Genomic DNA, 14,076 nt, shown 5'->3' with positions numbered 1-14,076 from the left:
CCATTTTCGTGGTCCTCAGGCCGCTGCCGCAAGAGACATCCGGCGCTATCGTCAGAGAGTCTCGACCTACCGTTGCCGGTGTCTTGTGAAACCGACGGTCAGCGCAGCAATGCGCTCGCGATCATTGCCACGCAACTGATGAATCCTGCGGCTGGGACCCAGATTGGAACGCGCAAGTGATGGCGGTGCACGTTGGCTCGCTGAACGTGAATCGTCAGCAAGGCCAGATTGATCAGCCCGAAGACTGACAATGTTGCCAGAGAAGTGCTCTCCGCGAGCCACTCAAACGGCACCGACAATGCCAAGGCGATCACAACGACGGCCACGAGACATGTGGCCAGAAGCGGTGTTCCGGTTCGTGGATTGACGTGGCCGGCAGCCCTCGGCAAGTCGCCTCCGCGCGCCATGCCATAGATCACGCGTGCGGCCATGGTCATCTGTGCCAGAATTGTATTCAACGTTGCGACAATAGCTATTGCGCTGATCGTCATCGGACTGATGCCGGCCAATTCGCGGAAGACCAGGCTGAGCGGTGCTGGCGCCGTTGACAGTCTTTCGACGGAAACAGCACCAACCGCAGTGGCCGCCACTGCAATATAGAGAAATGTGGAGATGATCAGTGTGAGCACCATGGCTCGCGGGATATCCCGGTGAGGGACTTTCGCCTCTTCCACTGCATTGGCAAGATCCTCAAAGCCAATGAACGCAAAGAAGGCGAGAAGGCTTGCATAAGCGATCCCTGACAGCGCTTCGATCTCGAGGGGCGGCTGCAAGGATATGGTCGCCGGCACATCGGCATAGATGCCGGCAGCAATGATCGCCACCAATCCGCCGACCTCGATCACGGTGAATAAACTCGCGAGGAGCACAGATTCCAAAATTCCCCAAGCCGCCACCACGCCGAGAACCAACACGACGATCACAGCGATGAGATTTTGCGGCAGATCGATGAATTGCTGGATATATCCAGCCGATCCAAGCGCAACCGCAGAGGAAGAGACCGCTCCGATCCCGATGGTGATCAGGCCCGTCAACACAGAGAGGGGGCGCGAATGGAACGCTTCCCTGACGTAGGCGGCTTCGCCGGCGCTGACTGGAAAACGCGTGCACAGTTCGGCATAAGAACCGACAGTGAATGCCATCACAAAAGCGGCCAATGCAAAGGACCAGGGAGCGTAGATGCCTGCATGGCCAACAACCGCTCCTATCAGCACATAGATGCCTGCACCTACGGTGATGCCGACACCGTACAGGACGAGGAGCGGCAGGCTGAGCCGACGATGTAGTGACGCCTGCCCTTCTATTTGAAGACGGTTGGGCATCTCGCGGCTTGGGGCCGCGTATTGGTCTTGAGGGACTCCTGTGTTTTTCTCAGTGGCCAATCGCACGACGACCCGGCTAGCGTTGAGCCGCAGAAGGCCACAAGATTCTCAGCGGAACCGGAAGCGTGTCGATGATCTTTGCCGTCTCGCCTGGATCAATTTCCTGGAAGAGAAGGTCGAACACCGCCTGCGTTACGGCGAGCGCATCGCGGGGAAATTGCGGTGGGAATTCTGCGGCAACTCGCTGAATGAATTCGTTGACTTGGCGATCGTCCGTCGGCTTTCCGGCGAGGTGCCAACCTTCGTAATATATGCCCCGGACAAGGATCGGAAGCTGCGCGCCGAAATGGACTGCTTGGTCCGGCGTGAGGCGATCCCGCAAGGCATGCAGCACCGCTCGCAGCGCACTGTAGGCATCATGACGGGTTTGGAAATGGTGTCCCACCATGAGCTTCTTCAGCCACAAATTCGTTTGCTGGATTGTGTGATCGAGTACCGGAAGTTGCGTGTCACTCATGACGACCTCCTCAGTCCTGAAACAATCCATCTCCAGATACGCCCCTCACCGGTGAAAGGTCTTGATTTCAATCAAGACGGCCTGCCCGAGGCAAAAAGATGCGTATGCGCGGTTCAGAGGGCACGTTCGGGAGGACAGCTGGTGCATTGATGAGGATCAACGCCATTCATGTGGTCCGATGCCATTCTTTTCAAATAGAGTTTGCGGCCCGTAGACCATCGGCATTGAGGTCGGTATCGATGAGGCTCTTTCTTTGCGGTGACGTGATGACCGGCCGCGGCATCGACCAGATCATGCCGCGCCCCTGCGATCCAGCGCTTCATGAGCCTCATCTCCAGTCCGCGCTCGGATACGTAACTCTTGCGGAACGCAAGTCCGGCCCAATTCCGAGGGCCGTGCCTTTCGACTACATTTGGGGCGATGCCCTGGATGAAATGGATCGGCGAGAACCCGACTTCAGAATCATCAACCTTGAAACCAGCATCACCGCCGACGGCATACCGGAAGCCAAGGGGATCAATTATCGAATGCATCGGATGCCCGCCCAAGGGACATGGCATCCACCACTATCACTTTCAGCTGTTCGCTCTCAATGTGGATAATTTCGGCCTCGGCAGGCAGGTCCGCTGCCGACAAGTCGCGGGAGCGGCACAACCCCATGCCCTAGCCGTCGCGGAAATCGTTGGCCGCTCCCAGCGGTGACGGCCATCGCGGGCCGAGGCCACGCCGCATGTCAGGAATGCCTGGGCCCCGATTTATCTCTCGTGGAGGGAGTTCCCGCAGCTACCCTTGTCTGTGCGGCGTCCATAAGGGCGATCACGTCCTGATCCCTCAATTGCCGGAAATCGCGATAGTAAAGGCCGATTGCCTGAAAGAATTCGGGTATTTCAAGGCAGACGACATCGTCGGCCTCTTTCCTCAAAGCCTCGATCGTATCCGGCGGGGCCACAGGAACCGCCACCACGATGCTGCTGGGCTTGCGTCGCCTCAGGCCGCGGATCGCGGCCCGGACGGTCGCGCCCGTTGCGATCCCGTCATCGACGATGATCGCTATCCGTCCCTCGACGCCGACAGGGTGGCGATCACCAACATAGAGGCGACGCCGGCGTTCGATTTCGGCGAGTTCTTCTTGGCACGACCTGTCAAACTCAGCCGCCGATACCCAGGCAAGGCGGATGACGTCATCGTTGCGTACCACGATGGGATTGTCACCATCGATCACAGCACCCATGGCAAGTTCGGGCTGGGTCGGTACTCCGATCTTGCGCACCAGCAGCAGGTCGAGCGGCGCGTTCAGGTACGCGGCCACCTCCGCCGCGACAGGGACGCCGCCTCGGGGCAGAGCCAGCACGACGACATTCTTGCCTCGATAATGTTTGAGCGCCTCGGTCAGACGTTTCCCCGCTTCGGAGCGATCGGCGAACGACATGGGATCAGTCTCCTCCAGCATTGCGCGTTGCGGACAGGAGATAGCGCTGAAACCACGCGCCAGCCTCGGCCACAACTGCGTCGAGCGCACCGGGTTCGGGAAAAAGATGGCTTGCACCCGGAATGATCCTGAGTTCCCTGGGACCGGCGAGACGAGTCAGAGCTTTTCTGTTGAGTATAAGTACTTCATGATCGTTGCCGCCGACGATCAAGAGTGTCGGCGCGCGAACTTCTTCGAGCGCGGAAGCCGCCAAATCCGGTCGCCCGCCGCGCGATACCACCGCGCTGACCCTGTGTCCGAGTGAAGCCGCGGCCACAAGCGCAGCAGCGGCGCCTGTGCTTGCGCCGAACAGTCCAATCCGCAGTTTGGCAGTCTGCGGTTCCGCCGATATCCATGTCAGCACTGCGACTAGGCGTTCCGCGAGGAGCGGGATATCGAAAACATTGGATCGATCGCCCTCTTCGTCCTCCGTCAACAGATCGAAAAGCAGGGTGGCAAATCCGAAGCGATTGAGTGCTTCCGCCACATACACATTTCGAGGGCTGAGCCGGCTGGAGCCACTCCCATGAGCAAAGACAACGATGCCCCGCGGCTCAGGTGGAGAGCGCAGCGATCCGGCCAAATTCAACGGCGGTATCGAAACATTGGTGACCCGAGTTGGGTACGACGTGTTGTCGACATTTTCCTTAACGCCTTGGTTCATGGCTCTTCACGCGAAATTGGGTTTAGTGGCTTAGGCAATCGACGCTACGCGGAAGCTCGGCAACGACGTCGGCTGCTTGGCGGCACGCGCGCCAGCGAAATCCATCCTCCCCCTGTTCCTGAAGCAGATCGGCATAGTCGCGAAGCATGCCTGCCACCGCAAGATTGATTTCAGAGGCAGGTGTCACAATCGGCATTGCAGGAGCCATTGTTTCGGCGAGTGCCAAAGTGCCTCACGCACCTCGAAATACCCGTTCCGTGTTACCCGGGTGTTACCCCGAGGTTCTCAGCGCGACGGCAGTGCTCGTGGAAAGCCGATTAACTAAACAAAATCAGTAGTTTGCTGGCGCACCCGACAGGATTCGAACCTGTGACCTCTGCCTTCGGAGGGCAGCGCTCTATCCAGCTGAGCTACGGGTGCATGCCGGAACGATCCCGGCAAGACCGGAAAGCCCGCCCCTCATAGCCGAACTGGCCGGGCGCTTCAACGGGCGCGAGGCGTTTTGCGTCACTGAGCACGCAAGGAGGCGGCGGCAGGGGAACCCCGCAAGGGCGAGACCGTAATTCGGCGTTGTACGTCCGGCTCACAGATGGCAGCCGGGCTTGCGTTTCAGCTCCAGATATTCGTCGATGAGCTGGCGGTAGCGGGTCGGGCCAAAACTCGGGAAGTGTCCGCCATGCACGACCGCGACGTTCAGCTCGCGCATCGTCTCGAACGTCGCCAGATAGTCGCCTGCGTCGGAATGGTAGGCGTCGTCGATCAGCGGGCCGTCATAGACGATGTCGCCCGAAAGCAGGATGCCGCTCGCCCGTTCGTAGAGCGCGATGCCGCCCGGCGAGTGGCCGGGCGTGTGAATCACCTCGAAGGCGCGGTCGCCGAGATCGACCACGTCGCCGGCTTCCAGGATGCGCCCGGCCGGCGCGGCCTCGATCCGGTAGCGCGCCGAGTCCCAGCCGGCGGGCGGCACGATGAACATCTCTTCGGTCGCGTAGCGGTCGGCGAGGGTCCAGTCATTCCTCGGATCGGCGAGGATAGCGGCTTCGGCCCGGTGCACGCAGCGGTCGGGAAACTCATGATGGCAGCCGATATGGTCGAAATGGGTGTGACTGGCGACGCAGACGAGCTTCTTCTCGCTGACCAGCGGCACGTGGCGCTTCAGGCTGAAATGGCCAAGCCCGCTGTCGAACAAGAGGGCGCGATCGCGCCCGCTGACATGCCAGATGTTGCAGCGAAAGAAGGGCTTGATCCACGGCTCATGGATCAGCGTCACGCCGTCGCCCATACGCACGGTCTCGTACCAGCGCGTTGCGTCGATCGCGGCCGGCGAAATCTCCTGCATCAGCGCGACAGCAGGATCATGTCGGCCGGCGCGGCGTGCAGTTCGACCGTATCGCCGACCGCGACCGGCTGGTTGGAGCGAGCCTTGGCGATGAAGGTCACATCCGGGTTCTTGATCGAAACGGCCGAGACGCGCTTGAAGCTGCCCTGGAAGACGACATCGACTACCTTTGCTTCGCCGAGCGAGACGGATGCGCCCTGCGGCTCGAGCGTGATGTGCTCCGGGCGGATCGCCAGCGACACGTCGAAGCCTGGCTCGCCGGCCGCCTCGACGGAAACCAGCCCGACCTGCGTCTCGATCCTGATCTCGTCCATGCCGAGATCCTGCACTTTGCCGGAGAGCAGTGTCGATTCACCCATGAAGGTGGCGCTGAAGCGGGAGGCCGGCCGCGAATAGACGCGCTCGGGCGGTCCCTGGTCCTCGATCCTGCCGTGGTTCATCACCACGCAATGGTCGGCCAGCGCCATCGCCTCCTCCTGGTCGTGCGTGACATGGATGAAGGCGGTGCCGACGCGCTTCTGCAGCGCCTTCAGTTCGTCCTGCATCTGGCGGCGCAGCTTCAGGTCGAGCGCGCCGAGCGGCTCGTCGAGCAGCAGCACGGCCGGCTCGACGACCAGCGCGCGCGCCAGCGCCACGCGCTGACGCTGGCCGCCGGAAAGCTGGTGCGGCATCCGGTTGAAGCTGTCGGCAAGGCCAACCATCGCCAGCGCCTCGCGCGCCCGCCCGATGCGCCTTGCGCGTTGGATCCCGCGCATCCTCAGGCCGAAGCCGACATTGTTGCCGACCGTCATGTGAGGAAACAGCGCGTAATCCTGGAAGACGGTCGCGGTCGGCCGTTGCGCCGGCGGCATCCGGGTGAAGTCGTTGCCGCGGATGAAGACGTTGCCTTCGCTTGGGTGCACGAAGCCGCCGAGGATCGACAGCAGCGTCGTCTTGCCGGAGCCCGACGGCCCGAGCAGGACCGTGTAGCTGCCCGGCTCGACGTTCAGCGATACCTCGTCGAGCGCCTTCTGGCGGCCGAAGCTGTGCGAGATCTTTCGGATTTCGACCAGCGGGCCGGTCATTGGCGGCTCCTTCGCAGGAAAGCGAGTTCGAGCAACAACGCGAGCACGACCGAGACGCCGAAAACAAGCGAACCGACCGCGTTGGTGCGCGGATTGAGGCCGGAGCGCAGCATGTTCCATATCTCGACCGGCAGCGTGGTGTCGAAGCGCGTCAGCAGGAACGAAATGACGAACTCGTCCCAGGAAAAGGTCATCGACAGGAAAAAACTGGCGAAGATCGCCGGCCACATGACAGGCACGCTGACGAGGAACAGTACCTTCCATTCCGGCGCGCCGAGATCGCGTGCGGCGCGCTCGAGGTTCACCTGATGATCGCCCATCTGGCTGTAGATGATGGCGAAGCAGAGCGGCAGGTTGATCACTACATGGCCGATGCCGGCGGCCGCGAGCGATTTCGGGACGCCGGCGGCGTTGAAGAGGATCAGCAGGCCCATGCCGATGATCAGGTAGCTGACGGTGAGCGGCAGGGTGATTAGCCCGCGAAGGATCGCGGCGCGCGGCAGGTGGTAGCGCGCAAAACCCCAGGCGGCGAGGAAGCCCAGCGCCACGGCGGTAATGGACGAGAAAAGCGCGACCAGCACGGAATTGAACAGCGCCGAGGTCAGGCGCTGGTCGCCGAGCACGACCTCGTACCAGCGCAGCGATGGGCCGGTGAATGGCGGGATCGGGAAGGAGGTTGCCTGCAGCGAGAACAGCACCAGCACGATGACCGGCAGGAAGATGAAGCCGTAGATCGTCAGCGCGTAGGCCGAGACGAGGATTTTGGTCAGCGCGCGCATCAGGCCCGCTCGACCTTCAGCCAGCGTGCGCAAAAGAGATAAGCGAGCGTCACCACGGCCATCAGGATGATGGCGAGTGCGGACGCCAGCGGAAAATCGCCGCGCCGGCCGATCTGCATCATGATCAGCTGCGGCATCAACAGCTCGTTGTTGCCGCCCAGTATCTGCGGCGTGATGTAGTCGCCGATGGCGAGCACGAAGGTAAGGAACGCGCCCACCATGATGCCGGGCAGGGTCAGTGGCAGGATGACATGCAGGAAGGTCCTGACAGGCCCGGCGCCGAGGTCCGCGGCGGCGCGGCGATAGCTCGGCGAGAGCTGTTTGAGGTTGGCGAAGATCGTCAGGGTCAGCAGCATGACGAAGAAATGCACGAACCCGATGACGGTCGCCGTGCGCGTGTTGGCAAGCTGCATCGGCGCGTCAGCCAGGCCGGACCCAGTCAGCGCGCGGTTGACGACGCCATTCTGGGCCAGCACCAGCAGCCAGCTGTAGGAGCGCACGACATAGGAGGTCCAGAAGGGCAGGATCGCGAGCACCAAGGCCAGTCGCTGCAGGCGTGGCGGCACGACCTCGGCGAGGATCCATGCGAAAGGATAGGCAAGCAGCACGGAGATGGCGGTCACCGTCAGCGTCACTTCGAGCGAGTTGACCAGCGCGCGCCAGTAGCTCGGATTGTTGAAGAACTGGCGGTAGTTCTCCAGCGTCGCGGCGCCCCCGCCATGTTCGGAGAGGCTGAGCACGGCCATCGCGATGAACGGGAGCACGAAGAAAACGAGGGTCCATAGAAGCGCTGGAGTGACCAGCGCCCAGGGCAAGAGCCGGCCAGGCGACGAATCGTTCACGGATTTTGTTTAGAGCAATGTTGGACGATATTGAAGCTGTTCCGGCCAGCCGAAGCGACCGCCGACGGAAGAATCCACCGGCGGGGCGCGCCAGAAGGGCCAGGCACCGCTCTATTGCGCCTGGAGCATCTCCGTCCAGATATCCTGCATCTTCTTGTCGAGATCCGCGTCTGGCGCCGGATAGGCCTGCGCGCGGGCGAGGAATCCGGGCTGCTCGTCGAAGCGCAGCGTCTTCTTCTGTTCGTCGGTCAACGCAGCCTTGCTGTTGGCCGGCATGCCCCAGTAGCACGACGAGGTGGCGAGCCGCGCCTGACCCTCGGGCGAGAGCACGTACTGGATGAATTTCAGAGCCAGCTCCTTGTTCTTGGAATCCTTGAACATGGCGAGCGCCTGGGACCACAGCACCGCGCCCTCCTTGGGAATCGAGAAGTCGAGCGCCGGATTCTCTTTGGCCAGCCCGGCCGTCACCCATTCGCCGCCGCCGACCAGAATGTCGACCTCGCCGGTGGCGAGCGCGGTCTGGCTGGCGGTCACCTCGCCGACCAGCTTGGCGTTGGCTTTCATCTTCATCAGCACCTCGCGGATCGCAGGCAGGTCGGCCTCCGTGAGTTCCGCGGTCTTCTTGCCGAGCGACAGTGCCGCCATGCCGACGACCGGCAGATAATAGTCGTAGATGGCGATGCGGCCCTTGTATTTTTCGTCGGTCAGCGCCGCCATCGACTGCATGTCGGCGACATCGACCTTGCTGTTGTTGAAGCCGATCGTGTTGTAGCCGAACTTCTCGGTGATGCCGTAGCGCTTGCCGTCGACCACGGTGGAAGCGTCCATCTTCACTTCCGGGAAGAGATCTGCGAAGGGGAGCTGGTCCTCCGGCAGCGGTTCGAACAGGCCCTTCTCGACGCCGCGCGGCACGTCGATGGAATCGATCACCATGACGTCCCAGTCTCCCGGCTGCGACTGCTCGACGAGAGCCAGGCCGGCGCCGGTACCCTCGAATTCCTTGATGTTGACCTTGACGCCATTGGCTTCCTCGAATGGCTGCAGCAGGGCCGGATCGGCATGATCGCACCAGATCAAGGCGTTGAGTTCCTGGCTGAGCGCCGGCGACGCGGCGGCCACGATGGCGAGCGCCGCTGCGGCCAGGGCGGAGGCGCGGACGTGCTTCGCGAAGATGGATTTCATCGTATTGCTCCCATTGCCGTTTAGCTGTCTGCAAAAAATTGAACCAATTCCAAACTTGAGTCAATTCCAGATTCGAGGCAGTCTCGCGCGCATGAGCGGATTGCGCGCGAAAAACCGGGCGGACAGGCACCACCGTATCATCGAGGCGGCGGCCACACTGTTTCGCCAATCCGGCTACGACGGCGCCAAGATCGAGGCAATCGCGGCCGAGGCCGAGGTCTCGGTCGGCACGATCTACAATTATTACCGCAACAAAGGGGATATTCTCGTCGCCATCGTCTCGATGGAAGTCAACGAGGTGCTTAACGCCGGGCGCGGCGTCGTCGCCACGCCGCCCAGAAACGTCGCCGACGCGATCGACACGTTGATCGGCATCTATATCGACCACTCGCTGATCTATCTCTCGAAGGAGATGTGGCGGCAGGCGATGGCGACCTCGACGCAGCAGCCCGACAGCCCGTTCGGCCAGACCTATGCCGCACTCGATCGCGGGCTGACCGACCAAACCTGCGAACTCGTCGAGCGGCTGAAAGTCCTCGGCCTCGTCAGGCCCGAGACTGACGTGCGGGCGACCGGCGAGATCATCTTCAACAACATGAACATGATGTTCATCGAGTTCGTGAAGCAGGAGGCTATGCCGCTTGCGCAACTGCGCGCCGCGATCCGGCGCCAGAACAAGGTGCTGGTCGGAGCCATCGCGGCGATCTGATGCGAACGTAAGCTTAGCCGGCTCGGCCGAGTGCGTAGACCAGGCTGATCCGGCCGTCGGGCAGGCTTTCGGCCTTGCGCAATTCCAGCGCATGCCGCCGCTCCGTCGTACCGAAAAGCGCTCTTCCGTCGCCGACGACCAGCGGGTAGACGAGGAGCCTCAGTTCGTCCAAGAGCCCGGCGTCGATGAAGCTCGCCGTCGTGCGGGCGCCGCCGACGAGATAGATGTTCTTGCCGGACTGCTGCTTCAAAGCGGCGACCTCGCCGGTGCTGCGCAGAAACGTCGTGTTCGGCCACGCGGCTCGGTCGAGCGTGCTCGACAGCACATAGTGCGGCGTCCTCCTGATGAAGTCCGCCCATGCGCGCTCGGCGGGCGTCGGCGGCGCGCCGGTGATCCAGGCCGGCTTGTCGGGCTCGTCCTGGACCCCGGTCCAGTAGCGCTCGTAGCCACCATACATGCCTCCGCCGAGCACGCATGCGTCTATTTCTTCCATGAGCCCGTAGTCCTCCGACCATGCCTCCACCCAGTCGGCCATGGCTTCCGGCCCTTCCACCTTCCCGTCGAGGGAGACCTTCATTCCGGCAATCAGCTTGCGCATGACAAATCCTTTGCAGGCGAAGGTGCGCCGCCCGGACGGGCGGCGCACGATCCGCGAACTTTTTCAGAGGAGAAGAACACTGCGTTTCAGAGCGCGAGCGCGCGCTCGGATTCGTTCATCGGCTCGCCGACATTGGGCTGGCCCTTGCCGGTGGCGATGAGTGAGCGGAGGCTTCCGTTGACGTAGGTGGTCCAGCCGTCGGAGCAGACGTCGAAACATTCATATTCCGGAATCAGGCCTACATGCGTGAAGCGGAGTTCGGTCTTGCCGCCCTTCTTCGAAATGTCGAAGACGATGTCGGTTCCCTTCCACTCGGTCCTGTCCTCGGTGAAGTTGAAATAGTTGTCGACGACATTCCAGACAACCCGTTCGCCGGGGACCGAAGCCTTGATCTTGATCGTGCAGCGGTGGATGTCCTTGTAGCGGTAGTTGAATATGTCGCCGGCCTTCTCGGTACGGCCCTTGATATCTTCCGACCACCATCCGCGGACGTCGTTGATGGCGGCGAAGGCCTCTTCGGGAGTGCAGTCGACCGTGAAGGCCGTGGTGAAGTTTTGGTCGTGCATCGTCGTCTCCTGTTTTTAGACACGAGTTTCCAGATCGGTTTGTGGTGATGCGCCGGCGGGTTTCGCCGACGCGCTGGGTTACGCGGGCAACAGCCGGTCGTATTCCTCGCGCAGGCGGCTCCAGCCTTCCCAGAACGGCTCCGGCTCCTTGCCTGTGGCGCGGGCCTCCCAGACGTCGAGATGCATGTGCCAGCCGCCGGCGACCTTGATCAGCGTGTCGCGATCCGGCAGGCGGCGATGGATGACGGTGAGCAGAACCTCGTCGCCCTGCCGTTCCAGCTCGAAGGTGACGTCGCCGCTGCCTTGCCAGGTGAAGGAAAGCTTGCGGGGCGGATCGAGTTCGGTGATGCGGCTTTTCATGCGCTGTTCCTCGGGGAAGCCGGCCAGCCGCCTTGTGGGGCGACTGGAAAGCTCGTCGTTGCGCCAGACCAGCTCGAAGGCCGCGCCCGCCTCCATCTTCATCCGGCCGCCGGCCAGCCACTGGCGGCGCAGGTCGCCGTCGGTGAGGTAGGCCCAAACGCGCTCGATGGGGCCGGGCAGGACGCGCTGGATCTTCAACGTGGCCGGTTCGGTCAGGACGCCGTAAGCGTCGATGGTGACGAGTCGGGTCATTGGTCGTCTCCTTTCGGGCCGGGATTGGTTTCGGATCGTTTGCGCGCGTCCTCCTCGCGCAGCAGCCGTTCGAGGGCGTCCAGACGATCGGTCCAGAAGCGTTCGTAGAAGCGCAGCCATTCATGCGCGTCGGCCAGCGGGCCTGGATCGAGGCGGCACAAATGGGTGCGGCCGCGCACCTCGCGCCGGATCAGCCCGGCGTTCTCCAGCGCCTTGATGTGCTTGGATGCGGCCGCGAGCGAGATGGAGAACGGCTCGGCGAGCTGACTTACCGTGCGCTCGCCGTCCGTCAGCTGGCGGAGCATCTGCCGGCGCGTCGGGTCGCCGAGTGCGTGGAAAACAGTGTCGAGTTGATGGGTATGAAGTTCAACCATAGGGTTGAATATACACAGGTGAATCGGAAGGTCAACCGTTTGGTTGAATATTTCACCGAGACATGAGAAGGCTATGCGGGCTGCGTCAGCGCTCGAGCAGAATGGTCGGCTGCCCGTGATAGGCCGTTCGGGCGATCTCCCGGTATCCAAGCTTATGCGCAACGGCGAGCGACGGTTCGTTTTCGGGATCGATGATGCAGACCGTCCTGTCGAAGCCCGGTCGACCCTCAGCCCAGCCGAACACGCCGCGCACCACTTCGGTGGCAAGGCCCTTGCGGTGCGAGGAAGTGACAAGCACCCAGCCAGCTTCCGGCCTGCCCTCGATTGACGGCTGTATATCGCGCTTCAAATCATGAAATCCCGCCTCGCCGATGAAGCGGCCGGTGGCCTTTTCCTCGACCGCCCAAAAGCCGAAGCCGATCATCGACCACATGCCGGGATGGCGCAGGAAACGTATCCAGCTTTCTTCGCGCGTTCTCGGCTTGCCGCCGATGAAGCGGGTAACGACGGGATCGGCCCACATCGCCGCATAGTCTTCGAAGTCGTCGAGCCTGTGCGCTCGCAGGATCGTGCGTTCGGTCTCGATGATTGGCGCTGTGGTCATGCTTTCACCGCTGTCGTTCGCGTCAGACTCGGCCACGACCGGCTCGAAGGATAGGGCCACGACGCTTCGCGTTGCACGGCAGGCACAGCATTGCGGCGGCTGTTCTGGCAACTGATGGCAGTTGTCATGGTGCTCGCGGCCACCGCAGCTATTAACTAGATGTACGATCCTGCAGCCAACAGCCAGAGGACGCCCGCATGCAAATCGTCGACCTCCTCCTCGCCATCCTGCATCACTTCCTGGTTTTCTCGCTCGCCGGCATCCTTGCCGCGGAACTGGTGCTCGTCCGCCCTGGGCTCGCCGGCCAAAACCTCGGTCTGCTCGGCCGCATCGATGGAGCCTATGGCGGCGTCGCCATGGCTGTCGTCGTGGTCGGCGTCGGCCGCGTTGTGTTCGGCTTGAAGGGCTGGGAATATTACGTCGGCAACCATGCCTTCTGGGGCAAGATGGTGGCCTTCGTGATCGTCGGCCTTCTCTCGATCCGTCCGACCATGCGCATCATCGCCTGGCGCAGGAGCGGAACGGGCGCGGTGCCGCAAGCCGAGATCCTGGCGGTGCGCTCATGGATCAAGGGCGAGGTTGCCTTCCTCGCGCTGGTGCTGGTCTTCGCCGCCGCCATGGCCCGCGGCATCGGCGCTTAGGGCGCTGGCAGGGTCTCCGGCCTGAGCTCGACCAGCGGCGCCGGAATGCTGTTGGTCTTGACCGTCGCCTTGCAGATGTCGGCGATCACGCAGTGCCCGCATTCCGGCTTTCGCGCCTTGCAGACATAGCGGCCGTGCAGAATCAGCCAGTGATGCGCATGGCGCCTGTATTCAGGCGGAATGACGCGTATCAGGGCCTGCTCGACCTCTTCGGGCGTCTTGCCCGGCGCCAGGCCCAGCCGGTTGCCGATCCGGAAGATATGCGTGTCCACAGCCATTGTCGGCTGACCGAACGCCATGTTCAGGACGACGTTGGCGGTCTTGCGCCCCACTCCGGGCAGCTTGGTCAGGGATTCGCGGTCGCCCGGCACCTCGCCGCCATGATCGCGAATCAGCACCTCAGAAAGCGCGATCACGTTCTTCGCCTTGCCCCGCCACAGGCCGATGGTGCGGATATGCTCGCCGAGCTTCACCTCGCCCAGCGCCAGCATCTTCCGCGGCGTGTCGGCCACCTTGAACAAGGCGCGCGTCGCCTTGTTGACGCCGGCGTCGGTCGCCTGCGCCGACAGCACGACCGCGACAAGCAGCGTGAAGGCGTTGACGTGCTCGAGTTCGCCCTTCGGTTCCGGCCGCTGTACCGAGAAGCGACGGAAAATCTCATGCACCTCGGCCGGCGTATAGAGCGAGAAGGGCCGCACCGGGCGCGGCCGGCGCATGGCGTTGGAGCCGTCGCGCAACTTTGACGCGCGGGCCGCTTTTTGCTTGGGGTTTTTCATGGCCCTTCTATAATCGGGC

The 14,076-nt window shown here is 62.5% G+C and carries 19 protein-coding genes and 1 tRNA gene; 3 read left to right on the top strand and 17 right to left on the bottom strand.

What is annotated here, in order from left to right; genetic code table 11:
* Positions 1-98: 98 nt before the first annotated feature.
* Positions 99-1,322 carry an APC family permease gene (locus tag ABLE71_RS05905; RefSeq protein WP_348782423.1) on the bottom strand — a complete coding sequence of 408 codons (1,224 nt, stop codon included), beginning with the start codon at positions 1,320-1,322 and terminating at the stop codon, positions 99-101.
* Positions 1,323-1,398: 76 nt separating this feature from the next.
* Positions 1,399-1,839 (bottom strand): DUF2267 domain-containing protein, encoded by a 441-nt coding sequence (locus ABLE71_RS05900; protein ID WP_348782422.1) that lies wholly within the window; start codon positions 1,837-1,839, stop codon positions 1,399-1,401.
* A 239-nt stretch (positions 1,840-2,078) separates the two neighbouring features.
* On the opposite strand from ABLE71_RS05900, the gene ABLE71_RS05895 reads away from it, so the two are divergent.
* Positions 2,079-2,441, top strand: a complete 363-nt coding sequence (locus ABLE71_RS05895) for a CapA family protein (RefSeq protein WP_348782421.1) — start codon at positions 2,079-2,081, stop codon at positions 2,439-2,441.
* A 131-nt stretch (positions 2,442-2,572) separates the two neighbouring features.
* On the opposite strand, the gene ABLE71_RS05890 is transcribed toward ABLE71_RS05895, so the two are convergent.
* From ABLE71_RS05890 to ABLE71_RS05850, 9 genes are all read right to left on the bottom strand, one after another.
* The gene (locus tag ABLE71_RS05890) at positions 2,573-3,268 is read right to left on the bottom strand and encodes a phosphoribosyltransferase (protein ID WP_348782420.1); all 696 of its coding nucleotides are present in this window, start codon (positions 3,266-3,268) and stop codon (positions 2,573-2,575) included.
* Between the two features lie 4 nt (positions 3,269-3,272).
* Positions 3,273-3,971, bottom strand: coding sequence for a dienelactone hydrolase family protein (locus ABLE71_RS05885; RefSeq protein WP_348782419.1), 699 nt, complete (start codon positions 3,969-3,971; stop codon positions 3,273-3,275).
* A gap of 22 nt (positions 3,972-3,993) precedes the next feature.
* On the bottom strand, positions 3,994-4,167 hold the full coding sequence (locus ABLE71_RS05880; protein WP_348783670.1) for a helix-hairpin-helix domain-containing protein: 174 nt from the start codon (positions 4,165-4,167) through the stop codon (positions 3,994-3,996).
* A 147-nt stretch (positions 4,168-4,314) separates the two neighbouring features.
* Positions 4,315-4,391: transfer RNA gene (locus ABLE71_RS05875), tRNA-Arg, on the bottom strand.
* Between the two features lie 163 nt (positions 4,392-4,554).
* Positions 4,555-5,310, bottom strand: coding sequence for an MBL fold metallo-hydrolase (locus ABLE71_RS05870; RefSeq protein WP_348782418.1), 756 nt, complete (start codon positions 5,308-5,310; stop codon positions 4,555-4,557).
* A complete protein-coding gene (locus ABLE71_RS05865) occupies positions 5,310-6,374 on the bottom strand; it encodes an ABC transporter ATP-binding protein (RefSeq protein ID WP_348782417.1) in 1,065 nt (354 codons plus the stop codon). The genes ABLE71_RS05870 and ABLE71_RS05865 overlap by 1 nt, the downstream gene beginning before the upstream one ends.
* Complete coding sequence (locus tag ABLE71_RS05860; protein WP_348782416.1) at positions 6,371-7,153, bottom strand: ABC transporter permease; 783 nt, start codon at positions 7,151-7,153, stop codon at positions 6,371-6,373. Before ABLE71_RS05860 ends, ABLE71_RS05865 begins: the two co-directional genes overlap by 4 nt.
* Complete coding sequence (locus ABLE71_RS05855; RefSeq protein WP_348782415.1) at positions 7,153-7,995, bottom strand: ABC transporter permease; 843 nt, start codon at positions 7,993-7,995, stop codon at positions 7,153-7,155. The genes ABLE71_RS05860 and ABLE71_RS05855 overlap by 1 nt, the downstream gene beginning before the upstream one ends.
* Positions 7,996-8,106: 111 nt before the next feature.
* On the bottom strand, positions 8,107-9,177 hold the full coding sequence (locus ABLE71_RS05850; RefSeq protein WP_348782414.1) for a spermidine/putrescine ABC transporter substrate-binding protein: 1,071 nt from the start codon (positions 9,175-9,177) through the stop codon (positions 8,107-8,109).
* Positions 9,178-9,268: 91 nt separating this feature from the next.
* Here ABLE71_RS05850 and ABLE71_RS05845 point away from each other — a divergent pair, with 91 nt between their 5' ends.
* Positions 9,269-9,886, top strand: coding sequence for a TetR/AcrR family transcriptional regulator (locus tag ABLE71_RS05845; RefSeq protein WP_348782413.1), 618 nt, complete (start codon positions 9,269-9,271; stop codon positions 9,884-9,886).
* A gap of 13 nt (positions 9,887-9,899) precedes the next feature.
* On the opposite strand, the gene ABLE71_RS05840 is transcribed toward ABLE71_RS05845, so the two are convergent.
* The 5 genes from ABLE71_RS05840 to ABLE71_RS05820 form a co-directional block, all read right to left on the bottom strand.
* A complete protein-coding gene (locus ABLE71_RS05840; protein ID WP_348782412.1) occupies positions 9,900-10,484 on the bottom strand; it encodes a dihydrofolate reductase family protein in 585 nt (194 codons plus the stop codon).
* 86 nt (positions 10,485-10,570) lie between these two features.
* On the bottom strand, positions 10,571-11,050 hold the full coding sequence (locus ABLE71_RS05835; protein ID WP_348782411.1) for an SRPBCC domain-containing protein: 480 nt from the start codon (positions 11,048-11,050) through the stop codon (positions 10,571-10,573).
* A 78-nt stretch (positions 11,051-11,128) separates the two neighbouring features.
* Positions 11,129-11,662, bottom strand: a complete 534-nt coding sequence (locus tag ABLE71_RS05830; RefSeq protein ID WP_348782410.1) for an SRPBCC family protein — start codon at positions 11,660-11,662, stop codon at positions 11,129-11,131.
* Entirely contained in the window at positions 11,659-12,036 is a 378-nt protein-coding gene (locus ABLE71_RS05825) for a metalloregulator ArsR/SmtB family transcription factor (protein ID WP_348782409.1), read from the bottom strand. The genes ABLE71_RS05830 and ABLE71_RS05825 overlap by 4 nt, the downstream gene beginning before the upstream one ends.
* A gap of 85 nt (positions 12,037-12,121) precedes the next feature.
* Entirely contained in the window at positions 12,122-12,640 is a 519-nt protein-coding gene (locus ABLE71_RS05820; RefSeq protein ID WP_348782408.1) for a GNAT family N-acetyltransferase, read from the bottom strand.
* A gap of 197 nt (positions 12,641-12,837) precedes the next feature.
* Here ABLE71_RS05820 and ABLE71_RS05815 point away from each other — a divergent pair, with 197 nt between their 5' ends.
* Positions 12,838-13,281 carry a DUF2214 family protein gene (locus tag ABLE71_RS05815; protein ID WP_348782407.1) on the top strand — a complete coding sequence of 148 codons (444 nt, stop codon included), beginning with the start codon at positions 12,838-12,840 and terminating at the stop codon, positions 13,279-13,281.
* Here ABLE71_RS05815 and nth read toward each other — a convergent pair.
* Positions 13,278-14,057, bottom strand: a complete 780-nt coding sequence (gene nth, locus ABLE71_RS05810; protein ID WP_348782406.1) for an endonuclease III — start codon at positions 14,055-14,057, stop codon at positions 13,278-13,280. The two genes, ABLE71_RS05815 and nth, sit on opposite strands and share 4 nt — an antisense overlap.
* Positions 14,058-14,076: the final 19 nt, after the last annotated feature.

Source organism: Mesorhizobium sp. KR9-304 (assembly GCF_040049215.1).
Classification (GTDB): domain Bacteria; phylum Pseudomonadota; class Alphaproteobacteria; order Rhizobiales; family Rhizobiaceae; genus Mesorhizobium_K.
This window is presented reverse-complemented; position numbering and strand designations above follow the sequence as displayed.